This window comes from Azotobacter vinelandii CA (assembly GCF_000380335.1).
GTDB classification, from domain to species: Bacteria; Pseudomonadota; Gammaproteobacteria; order Pseudomonadales; family Pseudomonadaceae; genus Azotobacter; species Azotobacter vinelandii.
This window is the reverse complement of record NC_021149.1, coordinates 448,098-462,145: the sequence shown is the minus strand read 5'-3', so window position 1 is coordinate 462,145 and position 14,048 is coordinate 448,098. Positions and strand designations below refer to the sequence as shown.

At 67.5% G+C, this 14,048-nt stretch carries 13 protein-coding genes; 10 read left to right on the top strand and 3 right to left on the bottom strand.

Annotated features, from left to right (window positions below; translation table 11 throughout):
* Positions 1-95 precede the first annotated feature (95 nt).
* Positions 96-857 carry a hypothetical protein gene (locus AVCA_RS02265; protein WP_012699172.1) on the top strand — a complete coding sequence of 254 codons (762 nt, stop codon included), beginning with the start codon at positions 96-98 and terminating at the stop codon, positions 855-857.
* Positions 858-1,183: 326 nt separating this feature from the next.
* On the opposite strand, the gene AVCA_RS02260 is transcribed toward AVCA_RS02265, so the two are convergent.
* Together AVCA_RS02260 and AVCA_RS02255 are read right to left on the bottom strand one after the other, a co-directional pair.
* Complete coding sequence (locus tag AVCA_RS02260) at positions 1,184-2,794, bottom strand: inorganic phosphate transporter (RefSeq protein ID WP_012699170.1); 1,611 nt, start codon at positions 2,792-2,794, stop codon at positions 1,184-1,186.
* Positions 2,795-2,869: 75 nt separating this feature from the next.
* Positions 2,870-3,889 carry a transporter gene (locus AVCA_RS02255; RefSeq protein WP_012699169.1) on the bottom strand — a complete coding sequence of 340 codons (1,020 nt, stop codon included), beginning with the start codon at positions 3,887-3,889 and terminating at the stop codon, positions 2,870-2,872.
* A 494-nt stretch (positions 3,890-4,383) separates the two neighbouring features.
* Here AVCA_RS02255 and AVCA_RS02250 point away from each other — a divergent pair, with 494 nt between their 5' ends.
* The 5 genes from AVCA_RS02250 (at position 4,384) to AVCA_RS02230 (ending at position 9,119) form a co-directional block, all read left to right on the top strand.
* Complete coding sequence (locus AVCA_RS02250; protein ID WP_012699168.1) at positions 4,384-5,748, top strand: CYTH domain-containing protein; 1,365 nt, start codon at positions 4,384-4,386, stop codon at positions 5,746-5,748.
* Between the two features lie 52 nt (positions 5,749-5,800).
* The gene (locus AVCA_RS02245) at positions 5,801-6,490 is read left to right on the top strand and encodes a DUF502 domain-containing protein (RefSeq protein ID WP_012699167.1); all 690 of its coding nucleotides are present in this window, start codon (positions 5,801-5,803) and stop codon (positions 6,488-6,490) included.
* Positions 6,491-6,564: 74 nt separating this feature from the next.
* Complete coding sequence (locus AVCA_RS02240) at positions 6,565-8,349, top strand: type IV pilus assembly ATPase TfpB (RefSeq protein WP_012699166.1); 1,785 nt, start codon at positions 6,565-6,567, stop codon at positions 8,347-8,349.
* 94 nt (positions 8,350-8,443) lie between these two features.
* Positions 8,444-8,695 carry a membrane protein gene (locus tag AVCA_RS02235; protein WP_012699165.1) on the top strand — a complete coding sequence of 84 codons (252 nt, stop codon included), beginning with the start codon at positions 8,444-8,446 and terminating at the stop codon, positions 8,693-8,695.
* An 88-nt stretch (positions 8,696-8,783) separates the two neighbouring features.
* The gene (locus tag AVCA_RS02230; protein WP_012699164.1) at positions 8,784-9,119 is read left to right on the top strand and encodes a DUF2388 domain-containing protein; all 336 of its coding nucleotides are present in this window, start codon (positions 8,784-8,786) and stop codon (positions 9,117-9,119) included.
* 608 nt (positions 9,120-9,727) lie between these two features.
* On the opposite strand, the gene AVCA_RS02225 is transcribed toward AVCA_RS02230, so the two are convergent.
* Complete coding sequence (locus tag AVCA_RS02225; RefSeq protein WP_012699161.1) at positions 9,728-10,399, bottom strand: YceH family protein; 672 nt, start codon at positions 10,397-10,399, stop codon at positions 9,728-9,730.
* 151 nt (positions 10,400-10,550) lie between these two features.
* Between AVCA_RS02225 and AVCA_RS02220 the strand changes: the two genes are divergently transcribed.
* From AVCA_RS02220 to AVCA_RS02205, 4 genes are read left to right on the top strand one after another with little or no spacing between them, the layout of a single operon-like run.
* Positions 10,551-11,699 (top strand): MlaE family ABC transporter permease, encoded by a 1,149-nt coding sequence (locus tag AVCA_RS02220; RefSeq protein ID WP_012699160.1) that lies wholly within the window; start codon positions 10,551-10,553, stop codon positions 11,697-11,699.
* The gene (locus AVCA_RS02215; protein WP_012699159.1) at positions 11,696-12,496 is read left to right on the top strand and encodes an ABC transporter ATP-binding protein; all 801 of its coding nucleotides are present in this window, start codon (positions 11,696-11,698) and stop codon (positions 12,494-12,496) included. The genes AVCA_RS02220 and AVCA_RS02215 overlap by 4 nt, the downstream gene beginning before the upstream one ends.
* Complete coding sequence (locus AVCA_RS02210) at positions 12,496-13,434, top strand: MlaD family protein (RefSeq protein WP_012699158.1); 939 nt, start codon at positions 12,496-12,498, stop codon at positions 13,432-13,434. The genes AVCA_RS02215 and AVCA_RS02210 overlap by 1 nt, the downstream gene beginning before the upstream one ends.
* A complete protein-coding gene (locus AVCA_RS02205; protein ID WP_012699157.1) occupies positions 13,431-14,048 on the top strand; it encodes an ABC-type transport auxiliary lipoprotein family protein in 618 nt (205 codons plus the stop codon). Before AVCA_RS02210 ends, AVCA_RS02205 begins: the two co-directional genes overlap by 4 nt.

Here is a 14,048-nt window from a genome sequence, read left to right as displayed (position 1 = left end):
AATTCAGCCAGGAAGAACGCGCGCTCGACGAGCCGCGCATCCCGCGAACCGAGACCCCGCCTGCCGAAGCCACTTGCCCAAGGAGAACCATCGTCATGGTCGGCATCACCCCCCACCTCTCGCTTTCCAGCAACCGCGCGACCGGCACCGCAAGCACCGCCACGGGCCGGACCCAGGCGGTTTCCAGCGCGGACAAGAGCGGCAGCGCAACCGCCACGAGCGCCTCTTCCAGCACCCTTTCCAGCCTCGCCCGGCAGTTGAGCGAGGCTGCTGCGGGCGCCGAAGTCCGCGATATGAGCCTAAGCTACAAAGAGCTGGGTCAAAAGGCCGCGACGCTGCTGGATCAAATCATTGGAGATAGCTATCACTACAACCAAGAGTTGCACGATGCAGAGGTACCCAACACTGACGACCCCAAGTTGCTAGCACGCGCAGAGCAGGCAACCGACTTCGTCAATGGCAAGGGCAGCAATCCTTTCAAAGGCATGTCGCGGGACCAACTGGCCCTGATCGCCTATGACGACAGTGGCACATTTACCGTCAACGAGCGACGGGCCGCTTACCTTGAAGCAGCCGATCAAGAACAGGTCTGGCGGCGAAAAGTAGTGGCTCAAGCAACGGACGAATACAACCGCACCGGCAAGCTCACCAATTTTTTCATTGAAGTGCTTGAACACTACAAGGAACTTCCCGCCATCGAGCAGGCGCAATACCCCAGCGACTACGCCGCCCGCTTGCAGGGAATGATCGACCTCGACTTCAACTACATGACCCACCAGACCGAAGGCGACGGCGCCTCGTCCGCCGGACTGATCGAACGCCTGCTCGCCACCGGCCCCTACGCCGGCCGGGACTAGTCAGCCGATAGGGATGAAGCCCGCCGAATATGGCGCGGAGCCGCACCGGAATCGGCGGATTGCGCCCTTCCTCGGACGCCCGGCTCCCTCTCCCCCAGCCCCTCTCCCATGCTTGGGAGAGGGGAGAAAGCCATGCATGCCGCTCGCCCCGCCGTGCAATCGCATGAAGCGCCCCACGGACCGCATCGGCTCGTGGTGCATGAAGAAACGGCCGGACGGAGCGAAGGTCCGCACCGGAGTCGGCGGCTCGAACCCGCCGGCGAAGGCGAAAAGGCCCGTGCCCGGACCGCCGCCGGAGGGAACCTCCGGGGCCGCGCGGGTCCGGCTCAGAACAGCCGGGTGAACAGCCAGTACAGCGAGCCGGAGAGCAGGATCGCCGCGGGCAGGGTCAGCACCCAGGCCATCAGCAGGTTGCGGATGGTGCCCATCTGCAGCCCGGAACCATTGGCCGCCATGGTGCCGGCCACGCCGGAGGACAGCACGTGGGTGGTGGACACCGGCAGGCCGAACATGTCCGCCGCGCCGATGGTGAGCATCGCCACGCTCTCCGCCGAGGCGCCCTGGGCGTAGGTCAGGTGCGACTTGCCGATCTTCTCGCCGACGGTCACCACGATGCGCCGCCAGCCGACCATGGTGCCCAGGCCGAGGGCGATGGCGACCGCCACCTTGACCCACAGGGGAATGAAGCGGGTCGCGCCGTCGATCTGCTTCTTGAAGGCCTGCAGCTTGCTTTGGGTATCGGCGTCGAAGTTGCCGATCTCGTCCTTCTCCATCAGGCGGATGGCCTCGGAAGCCAGGTACATGTCGTTGCGCACGTTGGCCACCGCCTCGGCCGGCACCCGCGCCAGCGCACCGTAGTCGCGGACCTCGTCGGCGATCACGCCGGTCAGCGCCGCCACGGCCGGGATCAGCTCCGCCGGGGCTTCCTTGCTGCGCAGGTAGCCGGACAGCACCTGGCGCGGGTCCTCGACCACCACGGGCTGCGGCAGATCCTTCAGCAGCGCCTGCTGGGTGACTTCGGCGACCGCGACGAACTGGGTGGTGTGCTCGACCGGCATGGCGCGGTTCAGCGCGTAGGCCGTCGGCAGGGTACCGACCAGGATCAGCATGATCAGGCCCATGCCCTTCTGGCCGTCGTTGGAGCCGTGGGCGAAGGACACCCCGGTGCAGGTGAGGACCAGCAGGCTGCGAATCCACCACGGCGGCGGCGTCTTGCCTTCGGGCGCCTTGTACAGGGTGCGGTTCTTCACCAGGGTGCGCAGCAACAGCAGCATCAGGATCGCGAAGACGAAGCCGATCACCGGCGAAAGCAGCAGCGAATAGCCCACCTTGACGACCTGCGACCACTCCACCCCGCTGGTGCCGTCGCGGCCGTGCATCAGCGCGTTGGCGATGCCGACGCCGATGATCGAGCCGATCAGGGTGTGCGAGGAGGAGGCCGGCAGCCCCAGCCACCAGGTGCCCAGGTTCCACAGGATGGCGGCGATCAGCAGGGCGAAGACCATGGCGAAGCCAGCCGAGGAGCCGACCTGCAGGATCAGTTCGACCGGCAGCAGGGTGATGACCCCGAAGGCCACCGCGCCGCTGGACAGCAGCACGCCGAGGAAGTTGAAGCAGCCGGACCAGACCACCGCGAAGTGCGGCGGCAGCGAGTGGGTGTAGATCACCGTGGCCACGGCGTTGGCGGTGTCGTGGAAACCGTTGACGAACTCGAAGCCGAGGGCGATCAGCAGGGCCACGCCGAGCAGCAGGAACGGCGTCCAGGTGGTCATCACGGTGCCGGCGCCGTCCATGTCCTGCACCAGGCTGTAGACGGAGAACAGCAGGCCGAGGCTGAGCATGGTGAGGAACATCGCCGCGGTGACCCGGCCGGCGCGCTGGTCCAGTTGAGGCCGGGCGTCGAGGAGCGCGGCCTGGGAAACGGAATCTGAAGTCATGAAGCGAAGAATCCAGGTTGAAAATGAAGGCAAGCGGATTCTCGTTGCAGAATGTGACAGTTCGCACATTTCCAGCTACTGGTCGCCGCCCTTGCGGAAGGCCCGGAAGCCGGCCAGGGCGGTGAAGGTGGCGACCAGCGCCACCAGGACCCAGAAGCCATGGGGATTGTCCGCCAGCGGGATGCCGTCGACGTTCATGCCGAAAAAGCCGGCGGTGATGTTGATCGGCAGCGCCAGGACGGTGACCAGGGTGAGGGTGGACAGCGTGCGGTTGCTCTGCTCGTTGAGGGTGGCGGCGATCTCCTCCTGCAGCAGCTTGATGCGCTCGCCGAGGGCGGTCAGGTCGCTGATCACCAGGGAGAACTCCTCGGTGGATTCGCGCAGCGCCTGCACGTCCGCCTCGGCCAGCCAGGCCGGCGGCCGGTTGAGCAGGCGCAGCAGCGCGCCCGGCTCCAGCGCCAGCAGGCGATGCAGGCGCACCAGCACGCGGCGCATGGCGCTGAGTTCGGCGCGATTGTCGGAAAGGCGCAGGGAAAGCAACTGGTCCTCGATGCGGTCGACGCCGGTGCTGGTATCGCGGACGATGCGGGTGAGGATGTCGCCCTGGTCGCGCAGCAGGTGCACCAGCAACTCCAGCGTGGAGCGGAAGCACTCGCCGCGCCGCACCGAGGAGCGCAGTTCATCCACCGAGCGCAGCGGCTGCAGGCGGACGCTGACCAGCAGGTGCCGGCGCGCGCAGACCCAGAGGGTGGCGACGTCCGAGGAAACCCGGCCGAAGCTGAACACCACGTCGTTGACCACCGCCAGCAGCGCCGCGTCGACGTGCTCGATGCGCGTCGAGCGGGAACCTTCGCGCAGGGTTTCGAAGAAGGACTCCGGCAGGTCCAGATGGGTCCGCATCCAGCGCTCGCAGGCGGCGTGCGCCAGGTTCAGGTGCAGCCAGAGGAACTCGTCGGAGTCGCGGGACTGGCGCAGGCATTCGAGCGCGGTCGCCGAATCGACCTCCCGGCCGCGCTCGCCGGGGCGGAAGCGGAAGCCGTAGAGCAGGCCGAACAGGTCGGCGTCCTGGCTGCTGTGGACGAAATCGCGGTTCATGCGGACCGGGCGAATCCTGGAGGTGGAAGGACAGGAAGCGTGCCCGGACGGGGAAAAGCGGGCACAGGGCTTCTTAACAGCTCCAGTTGACCGGGCGATGACAGTCGCCGACCAGGACGATCACATGAAACGCCCGCCTGATCCCGGCCCGGCAAGATTGCATGACCTTTGGCATGGCTGCTTGCCGAGCGCTCCGACACCTACGGCCTCTCGGCAAGCGGCCGATGCCGCGGATCGCAAGACGACGCCAACCTTGCCGGTCCAGTTTCAAGCTTCCCACAACTTCATGCGATTGCCCGATTCGCCGACGGGCCGACTCCGGCCCGCCCTGCCTTCTGGCATAATCGCGCGCCCCCGGCGGACAATCACGGAATTTTCATGCTTGATCCTCCTGCCGAACCGGATGCCCGGCGTCGACCGGTGCGAGCCCGGTTCCGCCGGTACTTCGGCCGGGTCCCGTGCCGTTCGCCCGAGCAACCCACTGTGAGTCGACGATGGCCAAAGAAACCGAAATCAAGCTGCGCGTCAGTCGCACCACCCTCGCCGCCCTGCGCGAACACCCCCTGCTGAACGCCCGCAGCGAGGGCGGCTGGCAGCGCCACGAACTGCTCAACCAGTACTACGACACCCCGGCGCGCGACCTGGCCCGCGCCCGGGTGGCCCTGCGCCTGCGGCGCGACGGCGGGCAGTGCATCCAGACCCTGAAGAGCCGCGGGCAGAGCGTCGCCGGGCTGTCCGAGCGCAACGAGTGGGACTGGTACCTGGAAGCGCCCGTCCTGGACCCGGCACTGCTCGACGACCAGTGCTGGCCGGCGGAGCTGGCCGGCCTGGACAAGGGCACCCTGCTGCCGATCTTCAGCACCGACTTCGTCCGCGAGAAGGCCGATCTGGTCTGGCAGCGCGACGGGCGTCGGGTGGCCGTCGAGGCGGCGCTGGATCTGGGCAAGGTGGTCGCCGGTCCGCGCGAGGAAGAAATCTGCGAACTGGAGCTGGAACTGCGCGAGGGCGAACCCGCCGCGCTGCTGGAACTGGCCCTCGCCCTGGCCGCCGACCTGCCGCTGATGCCCTGCGACATCAGCAAGGCCGAACGCGGCTACCGGCTGTTCGATCCGGCCAGCTACGCCCTCGTCCTGCCGGCGCCGATCCCGGACGCGGAGTTGCCGTTGGACGAGGCCTTCGCGCCGCTGGCCTGGCACCTGCTCGGCTGCAGCCAGCGCCTGGCCGAGCAGTACCGCTTCAACGGCCACTGGAAACTGCTGGAGCAGTGGCTCGCCCAACTGATCGACCTGCGCGCCCTGCTCGGCAGCCTCGGCCAGGCCGCTCCGCGGGCCGGCTCCAGCGCCCTGCGCGGCGCGCTGGACGCGCTGATCGGAGACTGGCGGCCACAGCTCGTCGCCGGCCGGGACGACGAAGCCGTGCGCCAGGCGGCTCCGGCCCGCTTCGCCGCCGAACTGGAACGACCGCGCTGGGGACTGTTCTCGCTGGAAGCCTCGCGCTGGCTGCTGACCCGCGCCTGGACCGAGCGGCGCAACGCCGCCGGCCAGCGCCAGGGCGCAGCGCCCCTGGGCCGCTGGCTGACGCACCTGCTGGCCGACGAAGCGCGCGCATTGTCGCTGCCCCGCTGCCAGCAACAGCCGGAAAATCTAACGGAGCAGCTTCCGCGCCTCGAGCGTGTGCTAGTCTGGCTGCGCCTTGCCCGCAACGTGCTTGAAATGCCCGAGCCAGACCGCCTGTACGGCGAACTGGCGAAGCTCGGCGAGCTGGCCGCCCGTCCGCTGGATGATGACCTGCGCGAGCAGCGCGCCGCCCAGGCGCAGATCGTGGCGACCCTGAAACCTTGGAAAGCGCTGCTGAAATAGGCTCCCGCCCGGCAGGCGGGCCCTGCCGCGCGACTCCATACGGACGCACGCAATGTTCAAGCTAAGTCTCAAAACCATCTTCACCACCTGGCTGACCGGCCTTCTGGCGCTTCTGCCGCTGACCCTGACCCTGGTGCTGCTGGCCTGGATCATCAGCCTGCTGAACCGCCTGATCGGCCCTTCCACCCTCGCCGGGCAGATCTCCGCCGGGCTCGGCCAGTACTTCGTGAGCAATCCGTCGCTGGCCTACCTGTTCGGCGGCTTCGTGCTGCTGGCCTGCCTCTACCCGCTGGGCCTGGCGGTGCAACTGGGCCTGCGCGGGCCGTTGACCCGGCTGATCGACGTCACCCTGCGGCGTACTCCGCTGATCGGCCAGCTCTACAACCTGGCGGACCGCTTCGTCGCCCTGCTGGACAAGGACAAGAACCCCGACATCGGCGCCATGAGCCCGGTCTGGTGCTTCTTCGGCGGCGACGGCGTCGCCGTGCTGGCGCTGCTGCCGAGCTCCGCGCCGATCGAGATCGAGGGCCGCAGCTACCATGCCGTGCTGGTGCCCACCGCGCCGATCCCGGTCGGCGGCGGCCTGCTCTACGTGCCGGTGGACTGGGTGCGTCCGGCGCACATGGGGATCGACGAGTTGACCAGCATCTATGTCTCCATGGGCCTCACGCCGCCCTCCAAGGCCAGGAGCCGGGCGAGAAGGGAACAAAGCCTCGACCTGGGTCACGGAAAAAGCCTCTGAAGACGGCCGTCGCTTCGCCCCGACGAGCCCATCGGGCATGCTGGCATGCGGACGTAGAACCGCCGAGACCCCGCATGCCTTCCATCGCATCTCCCACCGAGGACCGCCGGCTCGATCCGGGCGAGCTGTTGCGCGAGCTGGTCGCCTGCGGCCGGATCGACCGGGACAGCGCCGAGCGCTGCCTGGCGATCCAGCGCAGCACCCCGGACAGCCGACAGCACCCACTCGAGTCGCTCGCCGCCCAACGGCTCGACGACCGCCTCCGACCCGGCCGCAAGCTCGACCTGGAAAGCCTCACCCAGTGGCTGGCCGACCATGCCGGGCAACCCTACCTGCGTATCGACCCGCTGAAGCTCGACGTCGCCGCGATCACCCCGCTGATGTCCCGCGCCTTCGCCCAGCGCCACGGCATCCTCGCCGTGGCGGTCGCGGCGGACGGCGTCACGGTCGCCAGCGCGCAACCTTTCGTCGGCGCCTGGGAGGCCGATCTGGCCCAGGCACTCAGGCGGCCGATCCGCCGGGTGGTGGCCAACCCCGTCGACATCCGCCGCTTCACCCAGGAGTTCTACCGCCTGGCCAGGTCGGTCAGCGGCGCCTCGGCCCCGGAGCAGAAGAGCGCCGGCACCGGCAACTTCGAGCAGTTGTTCAGGCTCGGCGCGGCGGACCGGGAGCCGGACGCCAACGACGCGCACATCGTCACCATCGTCGACTGGCTGCTCCAGTACGCCTTCGAGCAGCGCGCCAGCGACATCCACATCGAGCCGCGCCGCGAGGCCGGCAGCGTGCGCTTTCGCATCGACGGCGTGTTGCACAACGTCTACCGGTTCCCGTCGCAGGTGAGCATGGCGGTAGTCGGCCGGCTGAAGAGTCTCGGCCGGATGAACGTCGCCGAGAAGCGCAAGCCGCAGGACGGCCGGGTCAAGACCAGAAGCCCGGACGGCGGCGAGATCGAGCTGCGCCTCTCGACCCTGCCGACCGCCTTCGGCGAGAAGCTGGTGATGCGCATCTTCGACCCCGAGGTATTGCTCAAGAGCTTCGACGCCCTCGGTTTTTCCGCCGACGACCTGCGGCGCTGGCGGAGCATGACCGACCAACCCAACGGCATCGTCCTGGTCACCGGCCCGACCGGCTCGGGCAAGACCACCACCCTCTACACCACGCTGAAACAACTGGCGACGCCGGAAGTCAACGTCTGCACCATCGAAGACCCCATCGAGATGATCGAACCGGCGTTCAACCAGATGCAGGTGCAGCGCAACATCGATCTGGACTTCGCCAGCGGCGTGCGCGCGCTGATGCGCCAGGACCCGGACATCATCATGATCGGCGAGATCCGCGACCTGGAAACCGCCGAGATGGCCATCCAGGCGGCACTCACCGGTCACCTGGTGCTCTCCACCCTGCACACCAACGACGCGCCCGGCGCCATCGCCCGCCTGCTCGAGCTGGGCGTGCCTCATTACCTGATCAAGGCCACCCTGCTCGGAGTCATGGCCCAGCGCCTGGTACGAACCCTGTGCCCGCACTGCAAGGCGCCGGTCAGCCTCGATGCGGCCGACTGGCAGGCCCTCACCCGTCCCTGGAACGCCCCGCCGCCGAGCGCTGCGCAGCGGGCGGTGGGCTGCGCCGAATGCCGCGACACCAGCTATCGCGGGCGCGCCGGAGTCTACGAGATCATGCTGCTGAACGATGCCCTCAAAGCGCTGATCAAAACCGATACCGACCTGCTCGCGCTGCGCCGCGCCGCCTTCAGGGACGGCATGCGCAGCCTGCGTCTGTCCGGCGCGCTGAAGGTCGCCGCCGGCTCGACCACCCTCGAAGAAGTCATGCGCGTCACCCCGCAGAGCGATCGGCAGTGAACCGGTAGGATTGCGTATCGTCCGTCCACCCTCGGGAAAGCTCCATGCCAAATCACCGAATCATCCGTCCCCGTCCCGGCCCGCGGAGCCGCCCATGTTGCTGACCTTTCTGCAGGGACTGTCGCCCTGGCACTGGCTGGGGCTCGGCATCCTGCTACTGATCCTGGAAGTCTTCGACGCCGGCGGCTACCTGTTGTGGATGGCCCTGGTCGCCACCGGCCTCGCCGTGCTGCTGCAGGTCCTGCCCGATTTTTCCTGGAAGCTGCAACTGCTGCTGTTCGTCAGCCTGTCGACGCTGTTGCTGCTGCTCTGGAAACGCTGGCGCGAGCATCTGCTGGACCGCTGATCGGGCCGGCCGGGTCCGGAGCCGCCGGCGGGGAACCCGGATCGCACGCCGATGATCTCATTTAGACATCGCGTCCAGGAGTTACCTCATGAACAGCAAGATCGCCGTCCTCGCCATCGGCCTCACCGCTCTCCCCTTCGGCGCGGCACAGGCCGACGACGACTTCGTACGCGACATCATCTCCTCCGGTATCACCACCGCCTCGACCTACCTGACCGTCAAGGACGACAAGCTGATCGTCGCTGCCCGGGAGGATGCCGGCACCTTCGTCGCCAGCGACGGGCGGATTCGCGGCCCCTACCTGGAGGCGGCGCTGCGGCAACTGCGCGAGGCCGACCCGCGACTGCAAGCCAGCGACATGGAACTGGCCGGCGCGATCCTCGCCGGCCAGCCCGAAGCTCCGGTGCATTTCGACGCCCGCTGAGCCCCGGCCGGGATCGGTAACAAACGGACGTTACCCAGCGGAGCCGGACGGGCAACCGGTTGTTACCCTCACCCCGGCCACGGGTAGCAGATCTGGGTCGAACGGAAACAGAATTTCCCTCTCCGTGGGCTCCACCAAAACACCACAAAATATAAGCCTTTGATTTTCAATGACTTTATTTTTTTGGCACAGGTAATGCTCTATCTCGCACACAACAAAAATAAAAAACGGTATCTCAAGAACAACAATACGAAACGACTCTGACATAACAAGAACAAGCACGGCAGAGACGGCGCAAACTGATTTTTTTGGAGAGGATTCGCGCTCCTGGGGTCTAGGCCCCGCAGCCGGACAGAGAACAATAAAACTACCTCGAGGTAGCGCCCGGACTGGTTGGATCACTTGGTGATCATCGCGATATCGGCGATCAAAGAAATACGTTTGCTCTTGGCCCCGGCTGGGGCCGACTGAAGCACTTTCTTCAGAGTGGCGGTCGACAAAAACAACAACAGATCGAGCACAAGAAGAACAAAGCACAAAGTCGATTTCGAGGGGAGCTCAGGCTCCCCTCTGTGCTTCGAGCGATCCCCCTTTCCGGAAAACCCGGCTCACCCCCGCGGCTCGCCGCTCCCCAGATCCTCCTCCAGCTTCGCCAACCGCGTCTCCAGCTCCGCGATGCGCGCTTCCAGCGCCTCGATCCGGCCACCCGCCGCCCCCTCGTTGACGGCCGCCTGGGTCGCGCGTGCGGCCAGCAGTTCCTCCAGATCCTCCGCGCTACCCAACCGATGCATGTAGCGCTCCTCGCGTTGCCCCGGCTGGCGCGGCAAGCGGCAGACAAGTTCGCGACCGATCAGCCGCTCCAGTTGGTGCTGCAGTTCCTCGCCGTCATCGAAAGCGTACAGGCGGGCGCTGCGGGTCAGCAGTTCGTTGACGGTCTGCGGACCGCGCAGCAACAGCAGGCCGAGCAGCGACAGTTGCGGCGGCGTGAGTTGCAGGGCCTTGTCGAGGCGATGCTCCCAGCGGTCCGCCCGGCTGCCCATGACCAGCTCCACCAGGGAGCGTCCCTCCAGTTGGCGCAACCCCTGGCCGACCTGGCCGGAAGCGAGGTTCATCAGCGGCTCGCGGCTGCTTTTCTGGTTGCAGGCCAGCACCAGGGCATTGAGGGTCAGCGGGTAGCTCTCCGGCGTGGTCGCCTGCTTCTCGATCAGGCACCCCAGAATGCGGACCTCGATGGCGTTGAACGGCTCCCGGACAGACGGCGTTTCGGCGCGGTCGGACATGGTGGAACATCCTCGACGTGAAAAGTCGCTAGCCTACCTGAACATATCCCGGCTCCGGCCGGCTGCATGCTGTGATCGAAAAAACAGGCTGCTATGATCCCCCGAGATTCGTCGCGAGTCTCCACCGCAAGGCGACACGGACAGGGCAACGATGTATCCGACCCCCTCATCACCAGGTCAACTGCAACCGAGCAGTGCCGGCCAGCCTCCCGGGCTGAACGTCGTCGGCGACTGGACGTTGCAGCACTATCCACGCCTGAAACGCGAAATCGAGCGCGCCAGGCCGCGGCTCGACGACGCCTGCCCGGTCGTGCTGGACGGCCTGGGCGCGCTCGACACCGCGGGCGCCGGCCTGCTCGTGGAGTTGCTCGGCGCCCGGCGCCTGACGGACATCGCCCGCTGGGCGCCGCAACTGCCGGCCGAGCGCCAGGCCCTGCTGCGCACGGTCGCCATGGCGGTCGCCGGCGCCGCCGGTACCGAGGAGGAGCCGGAACGCTCCACCCTCAAGGACGAGCTGGCGCACATCGGCCGGGTCGTCGAGACGCTCTGGGAACAGCAGCGCACGCTGTACGGCTTCATCGGCCTGACTCTGAGCACCCTGCTGGCGACCCTGCCGCGCCCGCGACGCTGGCGCATCACTCCGCTGGTGGCGCACATCGAGCGGACCGGGCTGGACGCCGTGCCCATCGTCGCCCTGCTGACTTTCATGGTCGGCGCGGTGGTGGCCTTCCTCGGCGCCACCGTGCTCGGCCAGTTCGGCGCCACCATCTATACCGTCAACCTGGTGGCCTATTCCTTCCTGCGCGAATTCGGCGTGCTGCTCTGCGCCATTCTGATGGCGGGACGCACCGCCAGCGCCTTCGCCGCGCAGATCGGCGCGATGAAGGCCAACGAGGAAATCGACGCGATCCGCGCCCTCGGCCTCGATCCGATCGAGTTGCTGGTGCTGCCGCGGGTGCTGGCGATGCTGCTGACCCTACCGATCCTCACCTTCATCGCCATGCTCTGCGGCATCCTCGGCGGCCTGGCGGTCTGCGTCCTGGCGCTGGACATCTCGCCGGTGCAGTACTTCGCCATCCTCGAACAGGAAATTCCGGTCAACCATTATCTGGTCGGCCTCGGCAAGGCGCCGCTGTTCGCCTTCCTGATCGCCGTGATCGGTTGCCTGGAGGGCTTCAAGGCCAGCGGCAGCGCCCAGTCGGTCGGCGAACGCACCACCTCCAGCGTGGTACAGTCGATCTTCATGGTAATCCTGATCGACGCCCTGGCCGCCCTGTTCCTCATGGAGATGGGCTGGTGAGCGCCGGCGCGCCGTCCCGGGAGGCGCTGATCCGGGTACGCGGCCTGGTGAACAGCTTCGGTCAGCAGACGGTGCACGACGGTCTCGACCTGGACATCCGCCGCGGCGAAATCCTCGGCGTGGTCGGCGGCTCGGGTACCGGCAAGTCGGTGCTGCTGCGTAGTATCGTCGGTCTGCACCGGCCCAGCGCCGGGCGGATCGAGGTGTTCGGCGAGGACCTGCTGGCCCTGCCGCCCCTGCGCCGTTCCCGGCTGGAGCGGCGTTTCGGCGTGCTCTTCCAGCAGGGTGCCCTGTTCACCTCGCTGAATCTCGAGGAGAACGTCGCCCTGCCGCTGATCGAACACGCCGGACTGACGCGCCCCGAAGCCGAGCATCTGGCCCGCCTCAAGCTGGCCCTGGCCGGCCTGCCGGCCAACGCCGCCGGCAAGTACCCGGACGAACTGTCCGGCGGCATGATCAAGCGCGCCGCCCTGGCCCGTGCCCTGGCGCTGGACCCGGAAGTGCTGTTTCTCGACGAGCCGACCGCCGGGCTCGACCCGATCGGCGCGGCGGCCTTCGACCGGCTCATCCTCACCCTGCGCGATGCCTTGGGACTCAGCGTGTTCCTGGTCACCCACGACCTCGACACCCTGTATACCAGTTGCGACCGGATCGCCGTGCTGGCGCAAAAGCGCGTGCTGGTCGAAGGCCGCCTGGAAACGGTGGCGGCCACCGACGATCCCTGGATACGCGAATACTTCCACGGCCCGCGCGGCCGCGCGGCACGGCAGGCCGCCGAACTGCAGGAGACCCCCTGATGGAAACCCGCGCTCATCATGTGCTGATCGGCCTGTTCACGGTCGTCGCGGTGATCGCCGCCCTGCTGCTCGCCCTCTGGCTGAGCAAGTCCAGCCTGGACCGCGAGTTCGATCACTACGAGGTGCTGTTCAACCATTCGGTGAGCGGCCTGGCGGTCGGCAGTCCGGTGGAATACAGCGGCATCCGGGTCGGCGACGTGGAACAGCTCTGGCTCGACCCCCAGGACCCGCGCATGGCCCGCGCGCTCATCCGCATCGACAGCGGCACGCCGATCAAGCAGGACACCCGCGTCCGCCTGCTGCTGGCCAACATCACCGGCGCCCGCAGCATCCAGTTGTTCGGCGGCACGCCGCAAAGCCCGCGACTCGAGCGCGAAGGCGGCAAGCCGCCGCTGATCGTCGCCGATCCCTCCCCGCTCAATACCCTGCTCGACGAGGGCGAGGACGTGATGAGCAGCATCAACAGCATTCTGACCGGCGCCAGCCTCCTCTTCTCGGCCGACAACGTCGGCCGCCTCGGCCATATCCTGGAACATCTCGAACAGGCCACGGGAGCGATCGCCGCGCAGCGCAACGAACTCGGCCAGACCGTGCGGCAGCTCAACCAGCTCGGCCGGCAGACCGGTACCCTGCTCGAAGAGATCACCCGCCTGGCGCGCAACGCCAACGGGCTGCTGGACGGCGACGGCCGCAAGTTGCTGGCCAGCGCACAGCGCTCGATGAGCGCCCTCGAACGCAGCACCTCGCGCCTGGATCGTCTGCTGGAGGAAAACCAGCAGGCCCTGCACAACGGCATGGACGGCATCGCCGAACTGGGCCCGGCGATCAGTGAGCTGCGCACCACCCTCGGCGGACTGCGCCGGGTCACCCGCCACCTCGAAGACGATCCCTCGGGCTTTTTCCTCGGTCGGGAGAAGATGCAGGAGTTCGCACCATGACCCGCCACCCCCTCTACCTGTTCGCTCTGCTCGGCAGCCTGACGGCCTGCTCGGTGCTGCCCGAAGCCGAGCCCATTCACATCTACCGCCTGCCCGGCACGCCTCTCCAGGCCCAGCCGGCCACCGCCCGCCTCGACCAGGCGCTGCGCATCGCCACCCCCAAGGCCGACCGCATGCTCGGCAGCGCACGCATCGCGGTGATGCCGGAGGGCAACCGGATCAGCAACTACCAGGGCGCCCGCTGGAGCGACGACGCCCCGACCCTGCTGCGCGACCGGCTGATCGAGGCCTTCCGCGAGGACGGCCGCACCGCCTCGGTGAGCAGCGACGACAATCATCTCTACGCCGATCTGGAACTGCTCGGCGACCTGCGCAGCTTCCATAGCGAATACGTCGACGGCCAGCCGCAGGTCCGGCTCGGTCTCGATGTCAGCCTGGTGCACAGCGCCAGCCAGCGTATCCTGGCCAGTCGCCGCTTCGAGGTGCGCCAGAGCGTCAGCGACGGACGGCTCGACAGCGTGGTCGCCGCCTTCGGCGCGGCCAGCGACCGGTTGAGCCGGCAACTGGTGGACTGGACCCTGGCCCAGGGCGGACGCCTGGCCGCCGGCCGCTGA

Excerpts from the sequence above, each read along its gene's own strand:
- AVCA_RS02255 (WP_012699169.1), bottom strand. The coding sequence starts at position 3,889 with ATGAACCGCGATTTCGTCCACAGCAGCCAGGACGCCGACCTGTTCGGC.
- AVCA_RS02210 (WP_012699158.1), top strand. The coding sequence starts at position 12,496 with ATGGAAACCCGCGCTCATCATGTGCTGATCGGCCTGTTCACGGTCGTC.
- AVCA_RS02260 (WP_012699170.1), bottom strand. The coding sequence starts at position 2,794 with ATGACTTCAGATTCCGTTTCCCAGGCCGCGCTCCTCGACGCCCGGCCT.
- AVCA_RS02230 (WP_012699164.1), top strand. The coding sequence starts at position 8,784 with ATGAACAGCAAGATCGCCGTCCTCGCCATCGGCCTCACCGCTCTCCCC.
- AVCA_RS02245 (WP_012699167.1), top strand. The coding sequence starts at position 5,801 with ATGTTCAAGCTAAGTCTCAAAACCATCTTCACCACCTGGCTGACCGGC.
- AVCA_RS02235 (WP_012699165.1), top strand. The coding sequence starts at position 8,444 with ATGTTGCTGACCTTTCTGCAGGGACTGTCGCCCTGGCACTGGCTGGGG.
- AVCA_RS02220 (WP_012699160.1), top strand. The coding sequence starts at position 10,551 with ATGTATCCGACCCCCTCATCACCAGGTCAACTGCAACCGAGCAGTGCC.
- AVCA_RS02225 (WP_012699161.1), bottom strand. The coding sequence starts at position 10,399 with ATGTCCGACCGCGCCGAAACGCCGTCTGTCCGGGAGCCGTTCAACGCC.
- AVCA_RS02250 (WP_012699168.1), top strand. The coding sequence starts at position 4,384 with ATGGCCAAAGAAACCGAAATCAAGCTGCGCGTCAGTCGCACCACCCTC.
- AVCA_RS02205 (WP_012699157.1), top strand. The coding sequence starts at position 13,431 with ATGACCCGCCACCCCCTCTACCTGTTCGCTCTGCTCGGCAGCCTGACG.
- AVCA_RS02240 (WP_012699166.1), top strand. The coding sequence starts at position 6,565 with ATGCCTTCCATCGCATCTCCCACCGAGGACCGCCGGCTCGATCCGGGC.
- AVCA_RS02265 (WP_012699172.1), top strand. The coding sequence starts at position 96 with ATGGTCGGCATCACCCCCCACCTCTCGCTTTCCAGCAACCGCGCGACC.